Annotated in this window: 22 protein-coding genes; 8 read left to right on the forward strand and 14 right to left on the reverse strand. The window is 45.1% G+C overall.

All coding sequences use genetic code 11. The annotated features are described in order from the left end of the window. Nucleotides 1-59: 59 nt before the first annotated feature. Genes R7Q11_RS00940 through R7Q11_RS00965 form a run of 6 tightly spaced genes read right to left on the reverse strand, consistent with a single transcriptional unit; the run spans nt 60 to nt 5,320 of the window. Nucleotides 60-719, reverse strand: a complete 660-nt coding sequence (locus R7Q11_RS00940; RefSeq protein ID WP_017633566.1) for an HAD family hydrolase — start codon at nt 717-719, stop codon at nt 60-62. A 2-nt stretch (nt 720-721) separates the two neighbouring features. Further along, nucleotides 722-1,741 carry an ABC transporter ATP-binding protein gene (locus R7Q11_RS00945; RefSeq protein WP_225466107.1) on the reverse strand — a complete coding sequence of 340 codons (1,020 nt, stop codon included), beginning with the start codon at nt 1,739-1,741 and terminating at the stop codon, nt 722-724. Beyond that, nucleotides 1,738-2,526: an ABC transporter permease gene (locus R7Q11_RS00950; RefSeq protein ID WP_065969830.1), complete on the reverse strand. Its 789-nt coding sequence runs from the start codon at nt 2,524-2,526 to the stop codon at nt 1,738-1,740. Before R7Q11_RS00950 ends, R7Q11_RS00945 begins: the two co-directional genes overlap by 4 nt. 2 nt (nt 2,527-2,528) lie before the next feature. Next, nucleotides 2,529-3,419 (reverse strand): ABC transporter permease, encoded by an 891-nt coding sequence (locus R7Q11_RS00955; RefSeq protein WP_158159465.1) that lies wholly within the window; start codon nt 3,417-3,419, stop codon nt 2,529-2,531. Then, on the reverse strand, nt 3,416-4,240 hold the full coding sequence (locus R7Q11_RS00960; RefSeq protein ID WP_005373854.1) for an alkaline phosphatase family protein: 825 nt from the start codon (nt 4,238-4,240) through the stop codon (nt 3,416-3,418). The genes R7Q11_RS00955 and R7Q11_RS00960 overlap by 4 nt, the downstream gene beginning before the upstream one ends. Nucleotides 4,241-4,252: 12 nt before the next feature. Continuing rightward, nucleotides 4,253-5,320 carry an ABC transporter substrate-binding protein gene (locus tag R7Q11_RS00965; protein WP_005373851.1) on the reverse strand — a complete coding sequence of 356 codons (1,068 nt, stop codon included), beginning with the start codon at nt 5,318-5,320 and terminating at the stop codon, nt 4,253-4,255. Between the two features lie 210 nt (nt 5,321-5,530). Between R7Q11_RS00965 and R7Q11_RS00970 the strand changes: the two genes are divergently transcribed. Continuing rightward, on the forward strand, nt 5,531-6,259 hold the full coding sequence (locus R7Q11_RS00970) for a UTRA domain-containing protein (protein WP_005387087.1): 729 nt from the start codon (nt 5,531-5,533) through the stop codon (nt 6,257-6,259). 62 nt (nt 6,260-6,321) lie between these two features. Here R7Q11_RS00970 and R7Q11_RS00975 read toward each other — a convergent pair whose 3' ends face one another. Further along, the gene (locus R7Q11_RS00975; RefSeq protein WP_005373846.1) at nt 6,322-7,908 is read right to left on the reverse strand and encodes a BCCT family transporter; all 1,587 of its coding nucleotides are present in this window, start codon (nt 7,906-7,908) and stop codon (nt 6,322-6,324) included. Between the two features lie 303 nt (nt 7,909-8,211). On the opposite strand from R7Q11_RS00975, the gene R7Q11_RS00980 reads away from it, so the two are divergent. Next, nucleotides 8,212-10,620: a beta-mannosidase gene (locus tag R7Q11_RS00980; RefSeq protein ID WP_225466108.1), complete on the forward strand. Its 2,409-nt coding sequence runs from the start codon at nt 8,212-8,214 to the stop codon at nt 10,618-10,620. A gap of 101 nt (nt 10,621-10,721) precedes the next feature. On the opposite strand, the gene R7Q11_RS00985 is transcribed toward R7Q11_RS00980, so the two are convergent. Further along, entirely contained in the window at nt 10,722-10,976 is a 255-nt protein-coding gene (locus R7Q11_RS00985; RefSeq protein WP_005387084.1) for a hypothetical protein, read from the reverse strand. 167 nt (nt 10,977-11,143) lie between these two features. Between R7Q11_RS00985 and R7Q11_RS00990 the strand changes: the two genes are divergently transcribed. Together R7Q11_RS00990 and R7Q11_RS00995 are read left to right on the forward strand one after the other, a co-directional pair. After that, nucleotides 11,144-11,503, forward strand: coding sequence for a DUF6559 family protein (locus R7Q11_RS00990; protein WP_017633570.1), 360 nt, complete (start codon nt 11,144-11,146; stop codon nt 11,501-11,503). Nucleotides 11,504-11,640: 137 nt separating this feature from the next. Then, the gene (locus R7Q11_RS00995; protein ID WP_017819808.1) at nt 11,641-12,675 is read left to right on the forward strand and encodes a PotD/PotF family extracellular solute-binding protein; all 1,035 of its coding nucleotides are present in this window, start codon (nt 11,641-11,643) and stop codon (nt 12,673-12,675) included. A gap of 106 nt (nt 12,676-12,781) precedes the next feature. Here the strand turns inward: R7Q11_RS00995 and tyrS are convergent, their stop codons facing one another. The 4 genes from tyrS to ppsA form a co-directional block, all read right to left on the reverse strand. Next, entirely contained in the window at nt 12,782-14,041 is a 1,260-nt protein-coding gene (tyrS, locus tag R7Q11_RS01000) for a tyrosine--tRNA ligase (RefSeq protein ID WP_017819809.1), read from the reverse strand. Between the two features lie 81 nt (nt 14,042-14,122). Next, entirely contained in the window at nt 14,123-14,929 is an 807-nt protein-coding gene (locus R7Q11_RS01005; protein ID WP_021707696.1) for a response regulator transcription factor, read from the reverse strand. Nucleotides 14,930-15,122: 193 nt separating this feature from the next. Then, nucleotides 15,123-15,902: a hypothetical protein gene (locus tag R7Q11_RS01010; RefSeq protein ID WP_005373824.1), complete on the reverse strand. Its 780-nt coding sequence runs from the start codon at nt 15,900-15,902 to the stop codon at nt 15,123-15,125. 170 nt (nt 15,903-16,072) lie between these two features. Next, nucleotides 16,073-18,445: a phosphoenolpyruvate synthase gene (gene ppsA, locus R7Q11_RS01015; protein WP_222716436.1), complete on the reverse strand. Its 2,373-nt coding sequence runs from the start codon at nt 18,443-18,445 to the stop codon at nt 16,073-16,075. 251 nt (nt 18,446-18,696) lie between these two features. Between ppsA and R7Q11_RS01020 the strand changes: the two genes are divergently transcribed. Further along, on the forward strand, nt 18,697-19,533 hold the full coding sequence (locus R7Q11_RS01020) for a pyruvate, water dikinase regulatory protein (RefSeq protein WP_005373820.1): 837 nt from the start codon (nt 18,697-18,699) through the stop codon (nt 19,531-19,533). Between the two features lie 76 nt (nt 19,534-19,609). Here R7Q11_RS01020 and ansB read toward each other — a convergent pair whose 3' ends face one another. Further along, the gene (gene ansB / locus R7Q11_RS01025; protein WP_042523261.1) at nt 19,610-20,674 is read right to left on the reverse strand and encodes an L-asparaginase 2; all 1,065 of its coding nucleotides are present in this window, start codon (nt 20,672-20,674) and stop codon (nt 19,610-19,612) included. Nucleotides 20,675-21,044: 370 nt separating this feature from the next. Next, entirely contained in the window at nt 21,045-22,301 is a 1,257-nt protein-coding gene (locus R7Q11_RS01030) for an adenylosuccinate synthase (protein WP_171344232.1), read from the reverse strand. A gap of 105 nt (nt 22,302-22,406) precedes the next feature. Between R7Q11_RS01030 and R7Q11_RS01035 the strand changes: the two genes are divergently transcribed. From R7Q11_RS01035 to R7Q11_RS01045, 3 genes are all read left to right on the forward strand, one after another. Continuing rightward, nucleotides 22,407-23,276 carry a LysR family transcriptional regulator gene (locus tag R7Q11_RS01035; protein WP_062731066.1) on the forward strand — a complete coding sequence of 290 codons (870 nt, stop codon included), beginning with the start codon at nt 22,407-22,409 and terminating at the stop codon, nt 23,274-23,276. Nucleotides 23,277-23,295: 19 nt separating this feature from the next. Then, the gene (locus tag R7Q11_RS01040) at nt 23,296-23,688 is read left to right on the forward strand and encodes a ribosome recycling factor family protein (RefSeq protein ID WP_017819813.1); all 393 of its coding nucleotides are present in this window, start codon (nt 23,296-23,298) and stop codon (nt 23,686-23,688) included. Nucleotides 23,689-23,765: 77 nt separating this feature from the next. Continuing rightward, a complete protein-coding gene (locus R7Q11_RS01045; protein WP_017633575.1) occupies nt 23,766-24,380 on the forward strand; it encodes a LysE family translocator in 615 nt (204 codons plus the stop codon). The last annotated feature ends 80 nt before the right edge of the window (nt 24,381-24,460 follow it).

Below are 24,460 nucleotides of genomic sequence, written 5' to 3' on the forward strand. Positions count from 1 at the left end.
CTGCTCTTTGAACAAATAGAAAAGTATTTACTTAGGAAGAACGGTCTTGTGAGGCTATATCACCCCCAACTTAACACACTCCAATTCGGTCTGTTGGCGTGTTCTTTGAGTTGTGGGCATGGATTTACCAGATAAGCGTAGTTCGCGTATTCACAAAGCGGTAAATCGTTGATTGAATCGGTATAGAAATGGATTTCGGAATAAGGCTCAGGCTGATTTTCTAGCCACTGTTTTAATCGCGTGACTTTGCCTTCACGATAACTCGGGATACCGTCGATTTCAGCAGTATAACGGTTGTTTTTCTCGATTAAATCAATTCCGAGTGCGGTTGGAATATTAAGACGGCGACCAACGGCTTCCACCAAAAAAGTGACGCTGGCAGAGATGATAACCATATCTATACCATCACGAGACAGTTGCTCAATCAGGGTTTTGGCTTGAGGGAACTGTTTAGGCAAAATATGGCTTTCAACACATTCTTCAACCAAGGCGTTTACTTCTTCAATCGGCATGTTTTCTAGTGGCTTCATGGAGAACGCTAGGTAATCTTCCATGTCCATTTTGCCTTCAGAGTACAAGGCCATTAGACGCTGATCTTCCATAATAAATAAAGGATCAGTCGCGATGCCTTTCTCAACCATAAACTCGTTCCAAATCATTGCGCAGTCAGCGTTTATTAGGGTTTCATCCATATCAAAAACATACAAAGGTTTGGACATGTTTAGGCTCTCACTGGTTGAATTTCGTTTAGGTTAAAGAGTAGTTCTAGTTGGCTGCCATTCGCTAGTAAGCGTTCTGAAGAGCGGTTAAGTAAGTCAACAGTGAGCTCACACTCTTCAACGTTCACTTGATAGCGAATAACATTACCTAGAAGCTGGTGGTTGGTGATCGTACCTACTTGTGGCGCTGAGATGTGGCTATCATATTGACGACCTTGCTCTTTTACATATATAGACTCTGGGCGAATCGCTACTTTCCATTCGGTATCAATGTTGAAGAGTTGCTTGGCTTTATTGGCCTCTACAAGGTTGTAGTGCCCCATGAAACCGGCCACAAACTCGTTAGCAGGATGAGTATAAATTTCTTCAGGTGTTCCTGCTTGAACAATTTCCCCTTTACTCATTAGGAAGATACGATCAGACATAATCATCGCCTCTTCTTGGTCATGAGTTACGAAGATAGTGGTGAGATTCATCTCTTTCTGAATGTCTCGGATTTGCTGACGAAGGTGTTTGCGGATTTTGGCATCAAGCGCAGAAAGTGGCTCATCAAGCAATAATATGCGAGGTTTCACCACCAACGCTCGAGCGAGTGCGACACGCTGGCGCTGACCACCAGAAAGTTGATGCGGATAGTGTTTTTCTTTACCTGCCAGATCCACCAGTTTGATGACTTTAGCCACTTCACGTCGAATATCATCATTCGCAAGCTTTTTCATTTTTAAGCCAAATGCAATGTTGCCTTCGACGGTCATATTGGGAAACAGCGCATACGATTGAAAGACCATCCCAATACCACGCTCTTGCGGGACTTGATGCGTGATATCTTCTCCGTTTACCCAAATCTCGCCTCCATCGACAGGGTTAAGCCCAGCAAGGCTGCGAAGTAGTGTCGATTTACCACAACCGCTAGGGCCCAAAAGCGTAATGAATTCACCTTGCTCGATGTTAAAGTGAATGTCCTCAAATACGGTGTTATCACCAAAACGTTTAGTCAGATTTTTCGCTGTTACGTAGATCATTGTTTGACTCCTCGGCTGAAACGACTTGCCAACCAAGTCAGTAAAAAAATAAATAGGAAGTAGGTCATCACTAAGGCAGACGTAAAGTGGCCGCTCGTCTGACGCATGTTATACAAGTAGATTTGCAGGGTTTCATAACGTGTGCCGACTAAAATATTGGCGAACACAAACTCTCCCAATAGAAATGAAAATGAAAGGAAAAGCGATGCCATCAGTCCTTTTTTGAGGTTAGGTAAAATGACCATCAAAAACGCTTTGGTTGTGCTTGCCCCTAGCAAGTGTGCAGCGTCCATTAAATCGTTAAGGTTAATTGCTTCGAAGCTATTAGAAATCGCACGATACATGAACGGTAACGCGATGGTGAAGTAAGTACCTACTAGAATCCAAGGAGTACCGATAAGGGAGATTTCACTGTCAGCATAAAGTTGAAGCAAGCCGACGGAGGACACCACTGGTGGTACAGCGAATGGTAGCAAAATCAATACGTTCATGAGCTTATCGAGCTTCGGAAAGTAGTAAAACACCACGAATATCGCTGGCAGAACCAGAAGCACACTGAGGGTTAGCGAAGCAATACAAATAAACAGCGAACGCCCAAACGCTTGCAAAAAGCGTGGGTCGGTCAGCAATTTAACGTACCAATCAAAAGTGAAACCATCTGGAAGCACCGTGGCACCCCAGCGTGATGAAAGCGAATAGACAAAGGTCGCTAAAATCGGGATGAGCATGATCCCAACAATGGAATAAACCACTGTTTTATGGAATCGAGTATTAACGTTGTGCATGACTACTTCCTACCTGCATAGCTTTTCGAAATGAGCCATTGGTTAATCAATGTGATAAAGGCAAGTAACACCATTAGAACCACCGAAATTGCAGCGGCGAGATTAGGTTCAAGGAACAGGTCTCCCGATACCAGACTCGCAATTCGAATTGTGATGACGTTATAGTTACCGGAGGTCAACGCATAAACACTCGCATATGCGCCGATTGCGTTGGCTATTAAGATAATAAAGGTACCGAATAAGGCTGGTGAGAGCACTGGCAGCGCGATTTTCGCCCAATACTGTGATGTTTTGGCTCCCAGTAGCGCAGCAGCTGCTTGCCAATCATCACTCAACGCATCGAACGCAGGGTAGAGCAACAACACCGCCAGCGGGATTTGGAAGTAGATGTAAATGGCCAGCAGACCCCATTTACCATAAAGGTCGAAATCACCGAGTAAGCCATACTGCTTGAGCAAAAGGGTAATCGCCCCATTGGTGCCCAAAATAATGATAAAAGCGAATGACAGAGGTACGCCTGCAAAGTTGCTGCTCATGTTCGTAAACGCAATCACACCGTCGCGGACTTTAGAATCGACTCTGCGTAGAGAAGAGACCAACAGAGTCGCAATGGCTAAGCCAAAAATGCTCGACCACACAGCTAACCACAAACTGTTGCCAAACGCCTGCATCATAAAGGCGGAGTCGAGCACTTCAATGTAGTTATCGAAGGCAAACTCGCCATCGTAGATAAAGCTGTTTAACAGCACCCAAATCATCGGTGCGAGTTGAAATAGATAGAAAAACAGTGCGAAAGGTGCCAACCAAATGGCTGGCTTAAAGCGCTTTAACCAAGTACTTGCCAAATTTGAACGTGATTCGCTAGAGCTTGGGGAGAGGACTGAACTGCTCATAGTGCTAACAATTCCTGAGTGTATGGCTTCGTGTGGTCAAGGTTTAGCAATTGACAAACGGTGCCACAAATATCAGTTTGCTTAATATGACAATCTTGATGGGTAAACTTATCACCAATGACAAACAGGGGAACTTCTCGTTCTTCAGGTAAAATCCCACCGTGAGAAAGATCGTTGTTCATGCCATGATCGCTGGTCACAATGATTTGATACCCATCAGCAAGCCATTGATCGATGTAGTTGGAAAGAATAATGTCTGCACCTCGCGCACAATTGCGGTATTGGCGAGAGTCTAGGCCAAACTTATGTCCTGTATCGTCGATATTCATCGGATGGATCAATAAGAAATCAGGTTGATAGTTGCGGCGTAAATACTCTGCGTCCAGGAACAAGGCTTCATCAGGATAATGATCCCAATGGTAAAAGCAGCCGTGCTGGATATTCAGGGTTTCATCATGCGTGAAACGATCGCGAACAGGTTCAAATGGCGCGCGATTATAAAGCTCACTTACCCAGTGGTAGGCAGCCGCAGCGGTCACTTTTCCTTGGGCTTTTGCCAAACTGAAAATGGAATCGTGTTTGGATAGACGAACGATATTGTTGTTTACGATGCCGCTTTCTACAGGGCGAACGCCCGTTAAAATGCACTCATAAAGTGGGCGAGACATAGAGGGCAGCTCACACTGCACAGGATAAAGCGTTGCGCGAGTTTCTTGTTGGGAACGACTTTGTTCTAGAAGACCATTGAGGTAGCCCATGCAATCACGGGCTACCTGATAGTTCAGTCCATCTAGAACAACAAGGATGACCTTATTGCTCATAACGACTTACTCTTATTGCTGGTGGATTAAGACACTTTCTTGCCATTGACGTGGCAGCTTACGTGCGGACTTTTCCCAAGCTGAGAAGTCAGTCACTGGGTGTACATTGCTGTATTGGTCATTAGCAATTAGCTTGTCTTGCACTGCTTGAGGCAGTGTGATGTTGGTGCGAATTGGACGCGCATAACCTTCTGCTAAGTTGATTTGCCCTTGATCGCTGAAGATGTATTCACGAGCAAGCTTTGCTGCATTAGGGTTCTTCGCGTATTTATTGATTATGGTTGTATAACCAGAAATCACAGAGCCATCTTGAGGAATGCTCACTGTAAAGCGGTCGCGGTCAATTTTGTCGCGGTAGTTCAATGCATTGAAGTCCCACATGATCGCCACTTCCACTTCGCCTTTTTCTAGGTTGGCGATGTTCGGATCGGTAAATGAAAGACGACCTTGCTTCGCGAGTTCAGAAAAGAATTTGAGCGCAGGCTTGAGGTTGGATTCGTCCCCACCGTTGGCGAACGCTGCGGCGAGAACCGCGTTGTTTGCCTGTGCTGCTACGCCTACGTCACCTACGGTCACTTTGTAGTCGCCTTTTAATAGGTCATCCCACGTTTTTGGCGCGTCTTTTACGAGGTTATTGTTGGAGATAAAAGAAATAGTGCCAGTGTAAGCAAGTGCCCAATGACCATCTTCGTCTTTTGCCCAATCTGGGATGTCATTCCAAGTTGTTGGTTTATATGGCTGAGTGACGCCTTTTTTAACCGCTACACGTGCGAAGGCAAAGCCTACGTCACCAATGTCTGCGGTCGCGTTTTTCTTCTCAGCTTCGAATTTTGCGATTTCTTGAGCCGAGCTCATATCCGTGTCTTGGTGCTTAAGGTTGTAATTTGACTTTAAATCAGCCCAAGTGTCTTTCCAGTTTGCCCAACTGTCAGGCATACCCACACTGTAAACCGCCCCTTCTTTTTGTGCTGCTGCTACCAAAGATTCAATATCGGCTTCTTTCGCTACTGTTGGCGTAGCGAGCGTTACCGCAATGATTGCCGCTGGTGCGGTAATTGAACGACTTAGCAAAGTTTTCATTGTCTCCATCCTTCTGGACTAGGTCAGTAAGTTCGCTTTGTATGCTATGGATGGAATGTGACGATTTAGCGCAAGTAATTTGACAGTTTTGCTGATTTTATATGGCACTTATATTTCATACGTTCAGTATGTGTTCTGTTGATTAATGTCATATTTTTGTTACGTAAACGCCTTATGTTATTCGTCAAATTATCGTTGGACTAGATCAGAATGAGAGCGACAGGCACCGGACAATTTGGTACCCAATTAGGAAAAATTAGAAGCAGCTTAAAACAGCAGATTCTTTCCGGCATCATGTCGGAAGGACAAAAACTGCCGTCAGAGAGAGAGCTCAGTGAGCTGTTTTCTACGACTCGAATCACAATCAAAGATGCGTTGGTGTCTTTGGAAACGGAAGGTCTTATTTATCGAGAAGAGCGCCGGGGTTGGTATGTATCTCCTGAGCGTATCTGTTACAACCCGTTGTCTCGTTCTCACTTCCATCAGATGATTCGAGAGCAGCATCGTATTGCAGAAACTAAGCTACTCAACGTGCGAAGTGAAATGGCTGCAGGTGAGTATGCCAAATCGTTAGAGGTGGAGCGAATTACCCCAATTTATGTAATTGAACGGTTACGTTTTATTGATGGGCGAGCGGTATTGTTTGTTGAGAACGTGCTCAAAGCGGCACTGTTTGAGGGTATATTGTCTGAGAACCTCACCATGTCCCTGACAGGCATTTATCGTGAGAAGTATGGTTACGAGACAAAGCGCTCTCGTTTTGATGTGATTCCCACGTCAGCTCCTGCTCATGTCGCTAAGGCGTTGAACTTGGCTGAAGGACAACCCGTTCTGAAAATTCGGCGGGTAAACTACAAACAAGATGGGCATTTAATGGACTGCGAATTCGAGTATTGGCGTCCAGACGCAGTGATGATTCGCATTGATAGCGTAGGATAAAGCGCAGAATTAAAAAGAGCCCAATGAAGGGCTCTTTTTCGCATATTGGTTAGAGAGGCGGTTTAAACGAGGCCTTGCTCTTTCGCCATTCTGCTTGCAATGCCGGGTGCTTTCCAAATGCTTGGCAGCAAAATGAAAGACACAGGTACGGCAGTAATTACAATGAAAGACTGCAATGCAGAAATACCACCAGAGCCCATTGAGATGAGCGCAATAGCGACAATACCCATAATCAGCCCCCAGAACGAGCGAATCACTGCGTTTGGTTCTGTTGAGCCCGTCATCACTACACTGATTGTGTAAGTCATCGAGTCACCCGTCGTCACGATAAATGTTGTCGTTAAGATCAGGAACAGAACCGAAATGATCATTGGGTAAGGTAATTCACCAGTAATCGCTAGCAGTGCTGCAGGCAAGTTAAAGCCTTCAAACGCAGATGAAATCAAACCAGGGTTATCAAGTTCAAACGCAAGGCCACTGCCACCAACGATACTAAACCAGAAGCAAGTAATCAGCGGTGCCGCGATGCTAATAGACATGATTAATTGGCGAATTGTACGACCACGAGAGATACGAGCAATAAAGATCGCCATCATTGGGCCATAACCGATAAACCAACCCCAGAAGAATACTGTCCACCAACTTAGCCAGCCTGTATCACCACGGTAAAGTGCCATAGGGAAGAAGTTATCCACCATACGACCAACGCCTTGCACGTAGCCATCAACGATAAAGCTTGTCGGCCCGAAGAACAGGATGTAACCAATTAATAGTACAGACAAAATGATGTTGTAACGACTGACGATTTGAATACCCTTGCTCAAACCGCTCAGTGCGGAAAGGGTATACATCAGGATCGCCGCCATGATAACCATGCTTTGCGTTACGAACGTATCTGGCAGGCCAAACAATGAGTTTAGAGCGTAGCTAATTTGTAAACCTAAGAAGCCGATAGGACCGATGGTTCCTGCTGCTACTGCAATGATGCTACATGCGTCAGCAACATCACCAATCCAGCCTTTAATGGCTTTATCACCAAAAACAGGGTAAAGCAGAGTACGCGGCTTAAGAGGCAGGCCTTTATCGTAATGCAAGTGCATTAAGACAATGGAAGATAGACCACCAAGGATCGCCCAAGCTAAGAAGCCCCAGTGCATAAAAGACTGAGATAGGGCATTGATTGCGGCAGTTTTCGGTGAGGCTTCCCCGTATAGAGGCGGAGCAGTCACAAAGTGCGCGATAGGCTCAGCTGCGGCCCAGAACACACCACCACCTGCAAGTAGAGTACAGAGTACGATTGACAACCACTTAAAGTTATCAATATCAGGTTTCGCTAGACCACCTAGGCGCACATAACCAGTGCGACCAAACGCAAGAGCCAAACCAATTAGGAAATTCAGAAGAAGCAGTACTTGCCAGTAAGCTCCGAAATATTTAGTAGCAAAGCCGAAGCCGGTGTTAACCATTGCGGTTAGAGAGTCGGTATTCGTTAGAGCAAGTAAAACGAATAGAGTGAGGAAGCTACCACTTAACCAAAAGACAGGATTGGTGAGTTCGAGGCGCTTGAGTAAAGATGGGGGATGAATAGCAGAATAGTCAGCATCCTGAATAGGCGCTGTGTGGGAGGCGGCATTCGTCATATTTGACATAATTACTTCGCTTTTTAGGGCTATGAAGCCGTGCATTTCCCCTCACATCGTTTCAACGAAAAGTGTGAGGATGTTCAAAAAGCCGATGATGTTAACATGTCGAAGTTGCAAATATAACCTTAGATTTCGATTAATTTTTAACAGGTTAGCCAAGTTGCTGATTTTTGGGTAGAGATCAAAAGAAAGAGTTTTTACGTGAAATGCACCGCATTTCGTATGTAATTAACATTTCCCTTGTTTTTGCATGGGATTATCAGGATTACATTGAGAAAATATGTTTTTCCCAAGCTAAGGTTTAACTCGATGACTCACTTCGAACTTAACGGGCAGTGGATGCTTACCTCGCCACAGCGTCCCAATCTTGAAATTCCAATGTTTATTCCGGGCGATAATGTGTCGGCGCTTTTACAAGCAGAGCAGATTCCAGATCCTTATTTTGCCGATAATGAAAACAAAGTTCGATGGATTGAAGAGTGTGAGTGGCATATCTCACGTGAGTTTGAAGTCGACGCGTTTACGTTGTCTGCCAAGCAAATTTGGATGACGCTAACTCGTGTAGATACCTTGGCAACCTTCTATGTTAATGGTGAGTTAGCACTAACTTGCAGCAACATGTTTACCCAGCAACGTGTGGATATTAAACCGCATTTAAAGCAAGGTACTAACACGATTCGGGTTGAGTTTGCTCGGGTGGATTTAGAAGGTATCGCAAGAGCAAAAAAACTGCCATTTCCTATTCCATCGGCAATGGGCAACAACCAAATTCCACACATGAACTTGATCCGCAAAACACAATGCCATTCCGGATGGGACTGGGGCATTTGCTTGATGGTATCGGGTATTTACGACCCCATTCAAATCGACATTGTGAATGAGCTTTGGCTCAAAGGCTTCTCGACAGAGCAGCAATGGCAAGCCGATGGGAGTGTGTTTCTTGATGTAGTAGTTGAAGTGGAAACGGACAGTCAACGCCATGAAATGATGGTTGAATTTAATGGTGAGCGTCAATGTATTCAAACAAAAGGAAGTGGTCACTATCATTGCCAGTTCCACATTTTGGAGCCTCAACGCTGGGGGCCATCGGGTTATGGCGAAGCGTATCTCTATCCCATTACCATTTATTGCAGAGAGCAAAAGTTAACGCACAACATTGGTTTGCGTCAGTTAACTCTAAATAATCAAGCTGATGAGCACGGCTCTGCAATGGAATTTATCGTCAATAGCGTACCGATTAATGCTAAAGGTGCCAACTGGATCCCTATTGACGCAATGCCGGGGCGAGAGTGCGAAACACGTTATCGCAACCTTTTGCAAAGTGCGGTTGATGCCAACATGAACATGATTCGCGTATGGGGCGGTGGTCAGTACGAGAGTGAAACCTTTTATAACCTTTGTGATGAACTTGGCTTGTTGGTGTGGCAAGACATGATGTTCGCCTGCTCGTTGTACCCATCAAACGACGAGTTTTTAAAAGAGGTAGAAGAAGAACTTAGATTCCAAATCCCGAGGCTCAAGGAGCACCCATCAATCGCACTTTGGTGTGGTGACAATGAAGTGATTGGAGCTATTGGTTGGTATGACGAATCTAAGCGCAGCAAAGTCAAATACACGGTAAACTACGATCGCCTCAACCGCATGATTGAGAAGGAGATTACCGAGCGAGATAGCACTCGCCGTTTCTGGCCAAGTTCCCCATGTAATGGTGAACTGGATTTCGGTGATGCGTGGCATGATGATAGTAAAGGCGATATGCACTTTTGGGACGTTTGGCATTCAGGAAAATCATTCAGTGCCTACGTTGACGTGAATCCTCGTTTTTGCTCTGAGTTTGGTTTTCAATCTTGGCCATCTTTTGCTGAAGTTAAGCGGTTTGTCCCTGAGCAAGACTGGAATATTACATCCCCAACTTTCGAACAACATCAGAAGAACCCTCGAGGTCATAGTATTATCACAGAGATGTTCACGCGCTATTTTCGTTTTCCCTCTGGATTTGAGAGTATGCTGTATTTAAGTCAAGTTCAGCAGGCAATCGCGATCAAAACTGCATGCGATCATTGGCGTGCCATTTCTCCAGTTTGTCGCGGCATGCTGTACTGGCAACTCAACGACAATTGGCCTGTCAGTTCTTGGTCTAGTTTGGAATACAGTGGTCGATGGAAGCAGTTGCACTACCATGCAAAACGCTTTTTTGCGCCGCAGTATTTGGTATTTTCCGAGCATACAGGCATGTTGAGCCTACATTTGCTCAATGATGCCAAAGAGTCCGCAAGCGTCAACGCACTGCTTAAGTGGGTAGATTGGCAAGGGGAAGAAAAGCAATGTTGGAGCTTAGAACAAACAGTCATAGCAGACAGCAATACGATTTTGTGGCAGTTGGATGAATTGATCGAGAAGGATGAACTTACGTCAGGCTTCTTCTATGTTGAAGCGCAAATCGGTGAAGACAGAATAAGCAACACATGGTTTAGTACTCACGAGCTAAAAACCTTGCCGATAGCGAAAGCCAATATAGATGTCTCTATTGAAGGGAGGCGAATTACATTGATTGCGGATAAGCCTGCGTTTTTTGTTCATTTGGAGAGTGATGCTGATGGAAGATTCAGTGACTCCAGTTTTACTCTGTTGGTCAACGTTCCAATGACGGTTGAGTATTTAGGTGATGATGTTTCAGGTATGCAGCAGTCGTTGAGGGTATGCCACCTTAATGATTAAAGCGGGCATAGAACATCTATATGCTGATAACTAAAAAGGGAGCGTTTGCTCCCTTTTTAGTTACCAAGTATCCGTTATTAAGCTCAGGTTGAGACAGAAGACTATTTAAGTTTCTGATGGACCCGATAGCTAACGACAAAGCCAATGTAGAATAGTGCAGCAAGAGTAATCACTGCCGTCGCGTACGCCAGCAGGCTGTTTAACCCTAAACCAAAAGCCAAAGTGAAGGCGATACCATGAATGGCTTCCGCAGGGATTCGGTACCAAGCAGCGTGGACGGAAGATCCGAAGAGGATAAAGGTACTAAGTAAGACAATCGTGCCGCCTATAAAGCCGACCCATCTGCTGTTGTTCATGTTGCAGTCTCAGGGGTTACCGAGGTAACGTAACAAAATATTTCAGGATCGTATTATACAACCGATCATCGCGAAAAGCGCTAGAGAAATTTCGCGGATAAAACAGAGTGTTTTAATTCGAACAAAAGAATACGACCATAGCCAACTTAATACAGGAATAACAAAACATGTTGAGATTTATACAACGTCGTCGCATTAAGAAAGTGATTAAACTAATGAGTACTAGATTGGTGGTGGGATACGGCAGTCGTGAGTATTTTTCGGTTGATCAGGTAAAGACGAGCACCAGTGAGTTAAGCGCGTGCCAACAAAAAATTGCGTTGGCATTATATGCGGATCCGCAAGATCTTGATTTGGAAAATCAACCAGAGTTGCAAGCAATACGCTCAGACGTGGCGCATGATTTCTTTTCTGGTGCCGACTATACCGCTCAAGATGTGCTTAATTTACTCGGCTCTGGTGGCTGGAAAGGCGGCCGAATGGAAGATGGAATGTCTCATCATTTTGGTATGCACAGTCGCTATTAAAAACATGCGTTAATTTTATAAATTCGATAAATATTTTTGCTGTTAAAGATTAATTAAATTTTCTTTCAATTGGGTAACAATTACCTAATTATGCACCCGAATCCCAGCGCGTCGCTGGACTGGTTGGATTGCATACCATGAAATTAATCATCAAAGGATTGGGGCTGAGTGCTCTTGTGCTCAGCATGTTTGCTCATGCAGATAGCAAAACGTTGAACGTTTATGCATGGGGTGGCTATTTGCCGGAAGCATCGTTAAAAGCGTTTGAAAAACAAGAAGGCGTTACGATTAATTATTCGACCTTTGAGAATAATGAATCAATGTACACCAAGCTAAAATTGCTAAAAGGTTCTGGCTACGATGTGGTTTTTGCTTCTGCGTACTTCATTGAAAAAATGGGGCGAGAAGGGCTGCTTTCGAAAATAGATCACGCTCAAGTGCCAAACATGCAAGACACAATGGACGGTTTACTTGGCCAAGCGCACGATCCTAAAAATGATTACTCGCTGCCTTATATTTGGGGCATTACCGGGATCAGCTACAACGAATCCATGGTTGAGCACCCAGTGACCAAATGGGCAGACTTATGGGAGTCTCAATACGAACAACAAGTCATGCTGATTGATGACGTTCGCGATGTGTTCGGTATGGCGTTGAAGAAAAATGGTCATAGCGTGAATACAAAAGACGAAGCTGAAATCGAGCAGGCTTTTGATTCTCTAGTAGCGCTGAAAAACAACGTATTACTGTATAACTCAGATGCGCCGCAAGTCCCTTACGTGTCCGGTGAAACATCGGTCGGCATGCAATGGAACGGCAACGCATTCCAAGGACAGGTTGAAATGCCTGAGCTGAAGTTCGTGATGCCGGAAGAGGGCGCGGTATTGTGGATGGACAACTTCACTATTCCGTCTGGCAGTAAAAACAAAGCATTGGCGCATAAATTTATTAACTTCATGTACCAATCAGAGAACCAAGCGGAAATCGTGACCAGTTTGGGTTATGCGTCGGCAACGAACGCTGGGCGTGACAAATTGCCAGAAGAGTTGAAAAATAACCGTACTATTTTCCCTTCATCAGAAGACATGAAAAAAGGCGAGTTTATTAATGATGTTGGCGCAGAAACGTTAGCGATTTACGAAAAGTACTGGCAACGTTTAAGAACGCAATAAGCAACGCCTTTGCCTATTGTTAGGCTTAAAATCGTTCAAATTTGAATTCCCCTCATCACGAAAGCGGTGAGGGGAATTTTTTATGGGCTTTGTACTGCGAGTGTTACTACGCGGCACGCTTCACGAGGCAGAAGTGCTTTTTACCGCGTTGCAGTAACCAATATTGATCAAACAGTGGGAAGCTCAAACTTGGGTTATCAGCCGACACTTTTTCACCGTTTACACTGATGGCGTTGTTGCTGATGTGTTCGCGTGCAACACGCTTCGAACTTGCTAAGCCCGACTCAATCAACAGCTCAACCAAATCTTGCTGTGCGCTCTCAATGCTTGGTAAACCATCCAACTCCAATTGTTTTAATTCACCCAAACTCAGCTGTTGCACATTACCGCTGAATAAAGCTTGAGTGATGCGCTCGGCACTGGCGAGGCCGTCTTCGCCATGAACAAATCGCGTCATTTCTTCAGCGAGAATACGTTGTGCTTGTGGCTTGCTTTGGCTTGCTTGGTCTTGCGCTTCAATGCTGGCAATTTCTTCGCAGCTCAAGAATGTGTAGTAACGCAAGAAGTGGTAAACGTCGGCGTCTTCTGCGCCAAGCCAGAACTGGTAGAACGCGTAAGGAGAGGTCTTGCTAGGATCTAGCCACACTGCGCCGCCTTCGGTTTTGCCAAATTTGGTGCCATCGGATTTGGTGATCAGCGGCAGAGTTAAGCCAAATACTTGCTCACCATTTTGACGGCGAGTTAAATCGATCCCGCTGACGATGTTTCCCCATTGGTCATTGCCACCGATTTGCAAACGGCAACCGTATCGACGGTTTAGCTCGGCAAAATCGTACGATTGCAGTAGGGCGTAGCTAAATTCGGTGAAGGAGATACCTTGGTCAGGTCGTTGCAGGCGTTGTTTCACCGATTCTCGGTTGACCATAGTATTGATCGAGAAGTGCTTACCCACATCGCGAAAGAAGTCGATCACATTGATCGCTTTCATCCAGTCAGCATTGTTCACCATGATCATCGGCTTGGTCAGTTGGTGGTTCATCAACTGCTGAATTTGATTAGAAAGATCGTTAACCCAGCCTGAGACGATTTCTTCTGAGTTCAGACTGCGCTCAGTCGCTTTAAAGCTTGGGTCGCCAATCATGCCCGTTGCACCGCCAATCAAGGCAACAGCTTGGTGTCCGGCATCTTGAAAGCGCTTAAGCATAATCAAAGGCACGAGGTGGCCGATATGTAAGCTGCCAGCTGTAGGATCGAAGCCGCAGTAAACGGTTTGCGGCTGTGAGAGAAGTGTCTGAATTTCTTCCAAATCGCTGGCTTGTGCAATCAAGCCACGATCTTGTAAATCTTGCAGTAATGGTGTCGTCATTCTTTTTGTCTGTCTTAGTGGTTGTTACATTTAGACTAAAACGCGACACCTTTTCTCGATATATCCCTTAAGGGACAGTTTTTATCTTGAATGGAGAATGAGGTGATTGAGGAAAAGCTGGAATAACTCACTCAATGAAGACACATTTAATTGCGAGTAAATTCGCTTTCGATGATTTTTGACCGTGCCTTGAACTAAGTGTAACCGCGCGGCAATTTCTTTGGTGTCAAACCCTTGAGCGAGAAGCGAAGCCACCTCTTGTTCGCGACGGGTGAGTGATTCTACGCCAAACGTTGCTAAAGCTTGCTCAATGGCTAATCGCATACTGCCAGAATAAGCACTCTGTGCAAAAACAGGCTCAGAAAAGGTAAATTCCGTTTGTTTCCAATGCTGCTGACAAAGCGACTGAATTATCGGGAAATAGGGCTTTAGCTTATTGATTTGTTGCTGAGAAAAGTATTTTCCATCAGTCATATATCCGAAGTACAGCATGACCCAACGGCCAGATTCAACTTCGACTAGCATGCTAAGCTCGTCTTTCCACCCTGTTTGATGATAGAACTGCTCGCAGTATGAGGTGAAGTCAACGCCTTTACGCGCCACGTCTTTGAGCGTAAATACGCCTTGTTGCTTTGTCTCGTTTAGTTTGAGAAAAAAAGGGTCATTTTGAAATGAGTCAGTAAGGTAGCGTTGAAAAAGTAACTCTCGCTCGTTCTCAATTGAGTCGTAGAGATAAATAGGATGTTTACCTTCTCGGTAACCTAAAATAACTGCGCAATCAAAATGAAAAAGAGTGCGAATGACACGCATAAGTTTAGGAGTAAAGTTAGGCGTGTTAAGAGCAGAAATTGCTTCTGCTAGCAGATTATTAAAGTTATTGTCAGGCATGGGATACCGAATTGCAGGTGGTTTTGCGCAAGCATAACCAAAAGCAATCCAACGAGAAAGGGAAGTCGCCATCTTCTGGTGACTTCCATAGAGAAAGTTGCGTAAGTGCTCAGTTTTGAGGAATCATATCCCCGTTAACTTATTGATAAGGGTGCATAACAACGGTTTTATTTAAGCGATTAGTTGCTATGCATTACTGCGAGTTAGTGAGCTCTTCGTTAACCCAATATTTAGAACCAGACACGTTAGCATCGATGAGCAAACCTTTAGCGTTCAACTGATAGACGGCGACGCCGCTGTTAAATTGTTTTGAAAGTTGCTCTGAATCTTCGCCCGCAACAGCAGAGGCTTCACTTGTGGCCTCCCATCCTTCGTTGACGAACGTATCAAAGTCTTCTTTGCTCTCAAACAGAACCACTTGTTGGTAAAATTTGCCGCCAGCCCCAAGTGCAACGCCCAAACCAAACATATTCATATAAGTGCGTTCTTCTGTTTCCTTATTCACTGCGACTCCTGACCCTGAGTTGGTGTGAAACAGCAAAGATAATTTACGAGAATCAAAGACCGCGTAGCCGTACGCGTTGTCGTAAATAGCTTTTGCCTCCGGCTTTTCATTAAATAACTTGAGCAAAGCGCTATCTGCCATTAAGTCCACGGCTTGGCGAGCTTCTTCTGGCGTATCGCCTTCCATCAGCTCATCAATTTTTTTGTCGGCAGCATCTATCCATTCTTTGCTTTTCTCGATGCTGGCTTCTGTCCATTCGCCTGCGGTATTGATCGCTTCCTCGGACCAGTTCGTGAAATCTTGCCACGCTTGTTTTGAAAACGCTTTGGTGTCGTCCCAAGCATCTTGTGCAGTATCAGAAACTGCGTCGCCAAGCTCAGACATTTTATTGGAAATTTCATCCCAATCGGCATAAGCAGGGGATGCCAGGAGCATCAATGTAGTAAGGAGTGCGATAGGCTTTTTCATCAAATTCTCTCTGGAGTTATCGATATACCATTCATTTTAGGTCATCAGACTTTGATAATGAAATTGACTAAATGACGAACTTGAGAGAGGAATCACGAACTGATTGTGAAATGACGTGTGAATAACAAAGCCCTCACAAGTGGAGTGTGAGGGCTAGAGTTTATCGTGTGTTACTTGCTGCTAACTTTACCGAGTTTTAACCAAGTATCGATAACCGTATCTGGGTTTAGTGATACAGAGCTAATACCTTGATCCATTAGCCATTCCGCTAAGTCGTCGTGGTCTGATGGGCCTTGACCACAAATACCAACGTATTTGCCTGCTTTTGTTGCCGCATCAATCGCCATCTGAAGCATCACCTTAACCGCTGGGTTGCGCTCATCAAATAGATGTGCAACATCGCCAGAGTCACGATCAAGTCCAAGCGTTAGCTGAGTCATGTCGTTTGAGCCAATCGAGAAGCCATCAAAGTACTTCAAGAACTCATCGGCAAGGACCGCGTTGGATGGCAGTTCGCACATCATGATGACTTTAAGACCCTGATCGCCACGGCGCAGATCAAACTTCGCTAGCAAATCAATCACTGATGCTGCTTCGCTTGGTGTACGCACAAATGGGATCATGATTTCAACGTTTTTCAGACCCATTTCGTTACGAACGCGTTTAATTGCTTGAGTTTCTAGCTCGAAGCAGTCTTCAAACACTGGAGAAATGTAACGAGACGCGCCACGGAAGCCAAGCATTGGGTTTTCTTCATGCGGTTCGTAGGCTTTACCGCCAACCAAGTTGCTGTATTCGTTAGACTTAAAGTCAGACATACGAACAATAACGCGTTTCGGCCAAAATGCCGCAGCAATGGTTGCGATACCTTCTGTCAGCTTGCCTACGTAGAAATCGATAGGATCTTTGTAACCACGAATACGCTGAGTGATTTCTGCTTTTAGCTCATCGCTTTGTGCATCAAAGTTAAGTAATGCTTTCGGGTGGATACCAATCATCTTATTGATGATGAATTCAAGACGAGCAAGACCAACACCTTCATTTGGAATTTGTGCGAAGTCAAACGCGCGATCAGGGTTACCCACGTTCATCATCACTTTTGTTGGTAGCAGTGGCAGTTCATCAACAGAAGAGCGTTTTACGTCAAACTCAAGTTCACCTTGGTAAACGTAGCCCGTTTCACCTTCTGAACAAGATACGGTCACGGTTGCGCCATCGGTTAACTTGCTTGTCGCATCGCCACAGCCAACGATTGCAGGAATACCAAGCTCACGAGCGATGATGGCAGCGTGGCAAGTACGGCCACCACGGTTGGTTACGATTGCAGATGCTTTTTTCATCACTGGTTCCCAATCTGGGTCAGTCATGTCTGTAACTAGCACGTCACCTTCTTGGACTAAAGACATTTGGTCCAGAGAGTCAACCAAGCGAACCACGCCTTTACCGATGCGCTGACCGATTGCACGACCTTCAACCAAAACATCTGCTTTGTTTTGTAGCTCGTAGCGCTCAATCACGTTTTGTTCCGTTTGTGAACATACGGTTTCAGGACGCGCTTGAACAATGTACAGCTTGCCATCAATACCATCTTTTGCCCATTCAATGTCCATTGGACGCTGATAGTGCTTTTCGATGATCATTGCTTGTTTTGCGAGCTCTTTGATCTCGTCGTCGTTCAATGAGAACGTGTTGCGCTCTTCATCAGAAGTATCAACGATATCAACTTGTTTGCCGATTTCTTGGTTATCTGAGTAGATCATTTTGATCAACTTAGAACCAAATGTTTTCTTAACGATTGGGTGTTCGCCTGCTTCAAGCATTGGCTTGTGAACGTAGAACTCGTCAGGGTTTACTGCACCTTGAACGACCATCTCACCTAGACCCCATGAAGAGGTGATGAAGACAACTTGGTCGAAACCCGATTCAGTGTCTAGTGTAAACATAACACCCGACGAGGCTTTATCTGAACGCACCATACGTTGGATACCCGCAGATAGCGAGATACCACGGTGGTCGAACCCTTGGTGAACGCGGTAAGAAATCGCGCGGTCGTTAAATAGAGAAGCGTAAACGTGCTTAGTTGCTTCTAGTACTGCGTCGATGCCTTTCACGTTCAAAAACGTTTCTTGCTGACCAGCAAAAGAAGCATCAGGTAGGTCTTCTGCCGTAGCAGATGAACGAACTGCGACTGAAAGCTCAGGATTGCCTTCGATCAGTTCTTGGTAGTTTTCACGAATTTCTTGTTCAAGGTCGGCAGGGAAAGGGGCCTCTAATACCCATTGACGAATGTTTGCACCTGTCTTACGCAGAGCTTCTACATCTTCAACGTCTAGTTCATCGAGTAATTGGTGAATACGCTCATCCAAACCTTCGTGGTCAAGGAATTGGTTAAACGCGTATGAGGTTGTCGCAAAACCATTTGGTACAGAAACGCCTGCGTTTGCTAGGTTAGAAACCATTTCGCCAAGTGAAGCATTCTTACCGCCGACTTTGTCGACATCATCCATGGATAGGCCATTGAACCAGAGGGTGTTCTTTTGCATGTCTTTCTCCAGAAACATTGCAGCTTAGTAGGGGGACTTAAATCGATCTAAACAAACGCATGTTGGCTGTTATTACACGTTGACCATACATTGCTTCATTTAGATTGATATCAAAGGCAAACGATTACGTTCTGGCTGAAAAAAATTCAAAAGAATTTTTAAAGCTGTGGTGAACCTAACTGAAAGCCAAACTGATTTATTAATATTATGTGTACCATCCTACTCAAAAGATTTTGAAAAATTAAACAGAAATGCAAATAAATAACCAAAGTCGTGATGTGTTCTATGTTTCTGACGGTACGGCGATAACATGTGAGACATTAGGGCATGTTGTTCTCGGTCAATTTCCGTTCATTCCTAACGAAAAAACCTTTCCGTTTGTAGAAAGCCAGGACAAAGCTACTGACGTAGTCAAAGAAATTGAAACTTCCTACCAGCGCAATGGCGTCAAACCTCTGGTCTTTTTCTCAATTGTCGTTCCAGAAGTACGTGAAATGCTGCTTGAAGCGCCGGCATACAGTTACGATGTATTGGAGAGTATTGTGCAGAAAGTGCAAGACGACATTCAGATGGCACCAAAGCCTAAGTTGCAGCGTTCTCGCAGCGTGGGGAAAGATTCCGACACCTATTTTGACCGTATTGCGGCCATTGAATACACATTGGCGCATGATGATGGCATTACGCTAAAAGGGTTGGAGCAAGCTGATATTATCTTACTTGGCGTGTCGCGCAGTGGGAAAACGCCGACTAGCTTGTATATGGCGATGCAATTTGGTTTACGTGTTGTGAACTATCCGTTCATTGCGGAAGATGTGAAGATGATGCGTTTGTTGCCTGAATTTGAGATCCATCGTCATAAGTTGTTTGGGCTGACGATCGATCCCGAGCGCTTGACTGAAATCCGTGAGAATCGTTTGTCTGGAAGTGATTACGCTAGCACAGAGCAGTGCAAGCTGGAGCTAGACACTGTTGAGGCTTTGTTTAGAAGAGAGGCGATCCCATATATCAATACGTCCTCTCTGTCTGTTGAGGAAATTACTACGCGTATTCTGGAAAAAGCAGGAATGAAGCGTCGCTTGTTTGGCTAACAAGAGACGCTCATGTCGCCATGTGTAAGAGGAGGTAAGGTGTGTACCTCCTCTATCGAATGAACCTTAGACAGAATTAATAGTATTGGAACATCTTTTGGATGTCTTGATAGTTTTTGGTCTGAGTTAGTGACAGCATCAGTAAGATACGTGCTTTTTGTGGGTTCAATGTACCAGCGGCAACAAAGCCGTATTTTTCGTCATCAATTTCAGCATCCAAAGTGGTTGAGCCGCTAGGCGTTCGGGAGCTTCTTACAACAACAACGCCATCTTTACTCGCTTTCTCTAGCTCATCAAACACAGTGTGGTACAAGTTACCATTACCGACACCAGCACTTACGATGCCGTCAAACTTCGCATCCACAAAGGCTTTCACTGGCAAATTGGAGGCATTTGCATAGTTATAAACAATACCGACCTTAGGCAACTTAGTAAGCTTTGATACATCGAATGGGGTTTCTGTCGTATGTTTACGCTCTGGGCTTCGTTGATATTTGGCATCGCTATTATGAATGTAGCCGATAGCACCAAAGTTGGGTGACTGGAAAGTGCTGACGGAGGTTGTATTGGTTTTTGTCACATCTCGCGCATCGAAAATCGTGTCATTCATTGCGACTAGCACGCCACGTCCTTCTGAATCTTCATCGGTGGCTGTTACGACTGCATTGTATAAGTTGACTGGTCCATCAGCACTCATTGCGGTGGAAGGACGCATTGCACCAACGATCACGACAGGCTTTTTGCTCTTGACGGTCAGATCAAGGAAGTAAGCGGTTTCCTCTAACGTATCCGTACCATGAGTAATGACGATGCCGTCAACATCATCTTGATCGAGTAGCTCATTAACTCTTTTCGATAATTTTAGCCACACTTCATCATTCATATCTTGTGAACCGATACTGACCACTTGCTCTCCAGAAATATCGGCAATGTTGGTCATACTCGGCACCGCAGAAATCAATGATTCAACGCCGACTTTACCTGCTGTGTAGTTTGACTCGGTTGCAGATTGACCTGCGCCTGCTATGGTGCCGCCAGTGGCAAGAATTTTAATGTTCGGAAGATCGGATTGCGCGAAAGACAAAGAACTAAGGCACAAACCAAGGGTTATCGTACTGAGGCGGAAAAGATTTTTCGTCATGGGAATCACCTGCTGTTAGGTTGGATGTTGGGGAACTCATCTATCCTAAAAACAGCGGGTTAGATTTTTTGAGTACTAGTTCAACAAATTGCAGATGAAGATCGTGATCAACTAATCACTTAAAGAATATCAAATCAACCAGTTAACCTAATTGACGTGCTTCTTTAACAAGTGAGATGTGCTAGTAACGTGCACAACGTGTTAAGCCCTATAATTTATTGATTTATAAATAAAGGCGGTAGGAGTCTCGTGATGAGGTTACTAAATATGAATTTAGCCGTGTAATTTTCCAAAGTTTACAGTGTAAAAAAAAGCGGCTTTACCCCGGAACAGATAAAAGCCGCTTGCCAATGATGTGTTAATTCACATCTTATCGCATAATCATTTGTTCACGACTAGGACCCACAGACACCATTTTTACTGGTACGCCCATGAGTTCCTCAATGCGTAGAACGTATTTCTGTGCTGCTACTGGAAGCTCTTCAAACTTACGACAACCTGTGATGTCCTCGCTCCAGCTTTCCATCTTTTCGTAGATTGGCGCAAGAGAGGCAGTTTGAGGCCAGATTGGGTTTTCGCTATGGTCGCCTTCGTAGCCAACACAGATTTTTAGATCTTTAAGACCTGTCAGACAGTCTACTTTGGTCAGTGCGATTTCAGTTGCGGCTTGCAGTTCAACGCCATTCTTCGTAGCGACTGCGTCGAAGTAGCCCATGTCGCGTGGACGACCCGTAGTTGCACCGAACTCGCCAGCAAGTTCGCGGAAAGCGTCTTGCTCTTCCATTGCAGTGATCAACGTACCAGTACCCACTGATGAGCTGAAGGCTTTTGCAACCGCAATAACGCGTTCAGGACGAAGTGCCGGAAGGCCACTACCGATACCCGCGTACATTGATACAACGTTAGAAGATGTTGTCCAAGGGTACTCACCGTAAACAAGGTCACGACCCGCGCCAAGCTGCGCTTCGAACAATAGAGTTTTGTCTTTCGCTTGTAGTTCTTTTAGAGGAAGCGTTACGTTGCAAATTGAATCGCGCCAAGGTGCAGAGACTTCTAGCAGCCAGTTCGCCAGTTCTTCAGCGGTTTGTTCAAACTCGAACGTCGGGTAAAGTGCACGTAGTTGCGGCAGTTTCCAATCCATCATGAATTGAAGGCGTTCAACCAATACTTCTGGTTGCTTCAACCAACCAACTAGGATGCCTTTCTTCATTACGCGGTCACCGTAAGCAGGTGCAATACCTTGACGAGTTGAACCGTATGCTTTGTCGCCTAAACGTTGTTCTTCTAGCGTATCTTCTAGTGCGTGTAGAGGTAGACACAGTGTTGCGCGATCAGAGATGCACATATTCACTTTTACGCCCGCTTCTTCAACTTCCGCAATCTCCTGAGACAGCAACGCAGGGCTGATAACCATACCCGGACCTAACACTGCCAAACAGTCTGGGTTGAATACGCCACTTGGTAGCTGGTGCAGCTTAAACGTACCTAGATCGTTAACCACGGTGTGACCCGCGTTGTTACCACCTTGGAAACGAATGCTCGCAGAAGCTTGCTCTGCCAAAAAGTCAACGATGCGGCCTTTGCCTTCATCACCCCAGTTTGCACCCACAACAACGATAGACGACATAATTTAATCTCCAAAAACAGATGCAAAAATCTTAAGGTGTTCGCCATAATAAGAGAAATTAATTATACTCATTAACTTGATAAGAATCTCATATCGGAATTGGCAATGTTAGATTTGAACTGGCTGCGAACCTTCGTCACTCTTGCAGAGGTAAAACACTTTGGTAAAACAGCGACGGAACTGCACATGACGCAGCCGAACGTAAGTTTGCATATCAAGCAGTTGGAGCAAGCCACGCGCACGAAATTGATTGAGCGAAATCCCGTGCAGTTGACGCAAGCGGGGAAGCGTTTGTTAGCTACGGCGCAGCGGATGCTCAATGAGCTGCAAATTTGTCAGTCAGATCTCAATGCCATCAACGATCTTACGCAGGGGACGCTTTCTATTGCGGCGAGCGATATTGTTTCACGTTTACTGCTTATCAAACCATTTCAGCAATTCAAAAGTGAATATCCGGGGATCGACTTGGCATTGTTCAACACCACATCTTCTCAAGCGGTGGATTTGGTGAAAAGTGCGCGTGCCGATATCGGCTTTGTTATCGCACAAAAAGAGAGTCAACCGCTGCATTTTACGCCTCTCACGCAGATTCACTGGTGTGCGTTTGGCGATAACTTTTTTGAGTGGCAAGACAATGGAAAAGAGAGCCAGACGCTGATCCTGCTAGGGCATGATACTCGAACCCGAGAGCTGATTGATGCGTCTTTACCTGAGCTAAATCTGCCTAAGCATCGCGTGATGGAAGTGGGCAGTGTGGAAGCACAAATCGACTGGGCGGAAGCAGGGTTTGGGACTGCTATTGTGCCGGATTTCTCGCTCGATCCGAGATTAAAGCTTTCCCGAGAAGTTACGCCTTTGCCAAGTTTTCCAAACACTGATTTCGGCTACATCGTGCGTCAAAATCAGGTGTTATCCAAAGCGGCAAAACAGTTGTTGGCTTGGGTTGGCGAGAATGTGTCGGTGGTTGAGGGCTAAGACGATGAAAGAAAAGGCCATGAAAGAGACGAAGATTACGATTTCGCTCCCATCCTTGATTCACCGTATTGGGGGCGACCATGCCAAGCGAGCGAAAACACTCGCAGCAGAAAAACAGTGCGATCTTAAGCGAATTAGACGATCTCGTCACTGGCAAATCTCGGGCGAGGCTTTGGATGTAAAAGCGTTTTTAGAGCATCTCAAAAACGAAGAAGCAGAGACGATGCGATTTGCGATCAACAAAATCGAACAAGCTCTACTTGCTCACCAAGACAAATTGGAACCTTTGGACGTGAAGTTGATACGTTTGGTGAGACAAAACCCAAACATCACCTTAGCGGAGCTGATGGCTGAAACGAACTGCACGTTAGTTCAAGCTCGCACGGCACGATTTGATGCTGAGTTGCTTTAAGATCGGTTTGTGGTTTACTCACTTTATTAACAGATGTTAGGGTACCGATCAAAATCACTCACTAAGACCATTTTATTATGGATATTTGGCAGCTTCTCCTTTTTATTCCAGCTTGCTTCGCTCTAAATATGGCTCCAGGCCCAAACAATTTATTGGCAATGAATAATGCGCGTTGTTACGGCTTTAGGGCCGCGTTTACGGCCAGTTTAGGCAGAATTGCTGCTTTTTCAGCGATGATTGCGTTGTCTGCATCAGGTCTGGCTGTGATTTTGTATACGTCAGAAATGCTATTTTTGGCAATAAAGTTGGTAGGGGCGCTGTATCTACTGTGGATTGCGTTCAACCTTTGGCGCTCAGAGTCCAGCCCGATCTCTGACTTGGACAATTCGCGCAACTACGCAGGACTGGCGAAACAAGAATTTACGCTCGCTGCTGGCAACCCGAAAGCGATTCTTATTTTTACTGCATTCTTGCCGCAATTTGTTGATGCCAATGCCAACGTTCAAGAGCAGTTTTTTGCCCTTGGCTCCACGTTTTTGATATTAGAAATGGTCGCCATTTCAATCTATGCCATCTTTGGTTTGTACTTGAGGCACTGGTTTTCAAATCCAAAAATGGCGAAACGTTTCAATCGCGGATGTTCGTTGTTTTTAGCAGCATCAGGTGCGAATTTGCTACTAAGTAAGCAATAACAACACATCATCTCTGTAGATTATTTTTCTATAAAAAGAGCCGCTGATGTTACATCAGCGGCTCTTTTCGTTGATGCATC

It is taken from the genome of Vibrio sp. 970, assembly GCF_033339075.1.

What these genes read in the sequence shown, in the direction of transcription:
- R7Q11_RS00940 (WP_017633566.1), bottom strand. Translation starts at nt 719, where the DNA reads ATGTCCAAACCTTTGTATGTTTTTGATATGGATGAAACCCTAATAAAC.
- R7Q11_RS00945 (WP_225466107.1), bottom strand. Translation starts at nt 1,741, where the DNA reads ATGATCTACGTAACAGCGAAAAATCTGACTAAACGTTTTGGTGATAAC.
- R7Q11_RS00950 (WP_065969830.1), bottom strand. Translation starts at nt 2,526, where the DNA reads ATGCACAACGTTAATACTCGATTCCATAAAACAGTGGTTTATTCCATT.
- R7Q11_RS00955 (WP_158159465.1), bottom strand. Translation starts at nt 3,419, where the DNA reads ATGAGCAGTTCAGTCCTCTCCCCAAGCTCTAGCGAATCACGTTCAAAT.
- R7Q11_RS00960 (WP_005373854.1), bottom strand. Translation starts at nt 4,240, where the DNA reads ATGAGCAATAAGGTCATCCTTGTTGTTCTAGATGGACTGAACTATCAG.
- R7Q11_RS00965 (WP_005373851.1), bottom strand. Translation starts at nt 5,320, where the DNA reads ATGAAAACTTTGCTAAGTCGTTCAATTACCGCACCAGCGGCAATCATT.
- R7Q11_RS00970 (WP_005387087.1), top strand. Translation starts at nt 5,531, where the DNA reads ATGAGAGCGACAGGCACCGGACAATTTGGTACCCAATTAGGAAAAATT.
- R7Q11_RS00975 (WP_005373846.1), bottom strand. Translation starts at nt 7,908, where the DNA reads ATGTCAAATATGACGAATGCCGCCTCCCACACAGCGCCTATTCAGGAT.
- R7Q11_RS00980 (WP_225466108.1), top strand. Translation starts at nt 8,212, where the DNA reads ATGACTCACTTCGAACTTAACGGGCAGTGGATGCTTACCTCGCCACAG.
- R7Q11_RS00985 (WP_005387084.1), bottom strand. Translation starts at nt 10,976, where the DNA reads ATGAACAACAGCAGATGGGTCGGCTTTATAGGCGGCACGATTGTCTTA.
- R7Q11_RS00990 (WP_017633570.1), top strand. Translation starts at nt 11,144, where the DNA reads ATGTTGAGATTTATACAACGTCGTCGCATTAAGAAAGTGATTAAACTA.
- R7Q11_RS00995 (WP_017819808.1), top strand. Translation starts at nt 11,641, where the DNA reads ATGAAATTAATCATCAAAGGATTGGGGCTGAGTGCTCTTGTGCTCAGC.
- tyrS (WP_017819809.1), bottom strand. Translation starts at nt 14,041, where the DNA reads ATGACGACACCATTACTGCAAGATTTACAAGATCGTGGCTTGATTGCA.
- R7Q11_RS01005 (WP_021707696.1), bottom strand. Translation starts at nt 14,929, where the DNA reads ATGCCTGACAATAACTTTAATAATCTGCTAGCAGAAGCAATTTCTGCT.
- R7Q11_RS01010 (WP_005373824.1), bottom strand. Translation starts at nt 15,902, where the DNA reads ATGAAAAAGCCTATCGCACTCCTTACTACATTGATGCTCCTGGCATCC.
- ppsA (WP_222716436.1), bottom strand. Translation starts at nt 18,445, where the DNA reads ATGCAAAAGAACACCCTCTGGTTCAATGGCCTATCCATGGATGATGTC.
- R7Q11_RS01020 (WP_005373820.1), top strand. Translation starts at nt 18,697, where the DNA reads ATGCAAATAAATAACCAAAGTCGTGATGTGTTCTATGTTTCTGACGGT.
- ansB (WP_042523261.1), bottom strand. Translation starts at nt 20,674, where the DNA reads ATGACGAAAAATCTTTTCCGCCTCAGTACGATAACCCTTGGTTTGTGC.
- R7Q11_RS01030 (WP_171344232.1), bottom strand. Translation starts at nt 22,301, where the DNA reads ATGTCGTCTATCGTTGTTGTGGGTGCAAACTGGGGTGATGAAGGCAAA.
- R7Q11_RS01035 (WP_062731066.1), top strand. Translation starts at nt 22,407, where the DNA reads ATGTTAGATTTGAACTGGCTGCGAACCTTCGTCACTCTTGCAGAGGTA.
- R7Q11_RS01040 (WP_017819813.1), top strand. Translation starts at nt 23,296, where the DNA reads ATGAAAGAGACGAAGATTACGATTTCGCTCCCATCCTTGATTCACCGT.
- R7Q11_RS01045 (WP_017633575.1), top strand. Translation starts at nt 23,766, where the DNA reads ATGGATATTTGGCAGCTTCTCCTTTTTATTCCAGCTTGCTTCGCTCTA.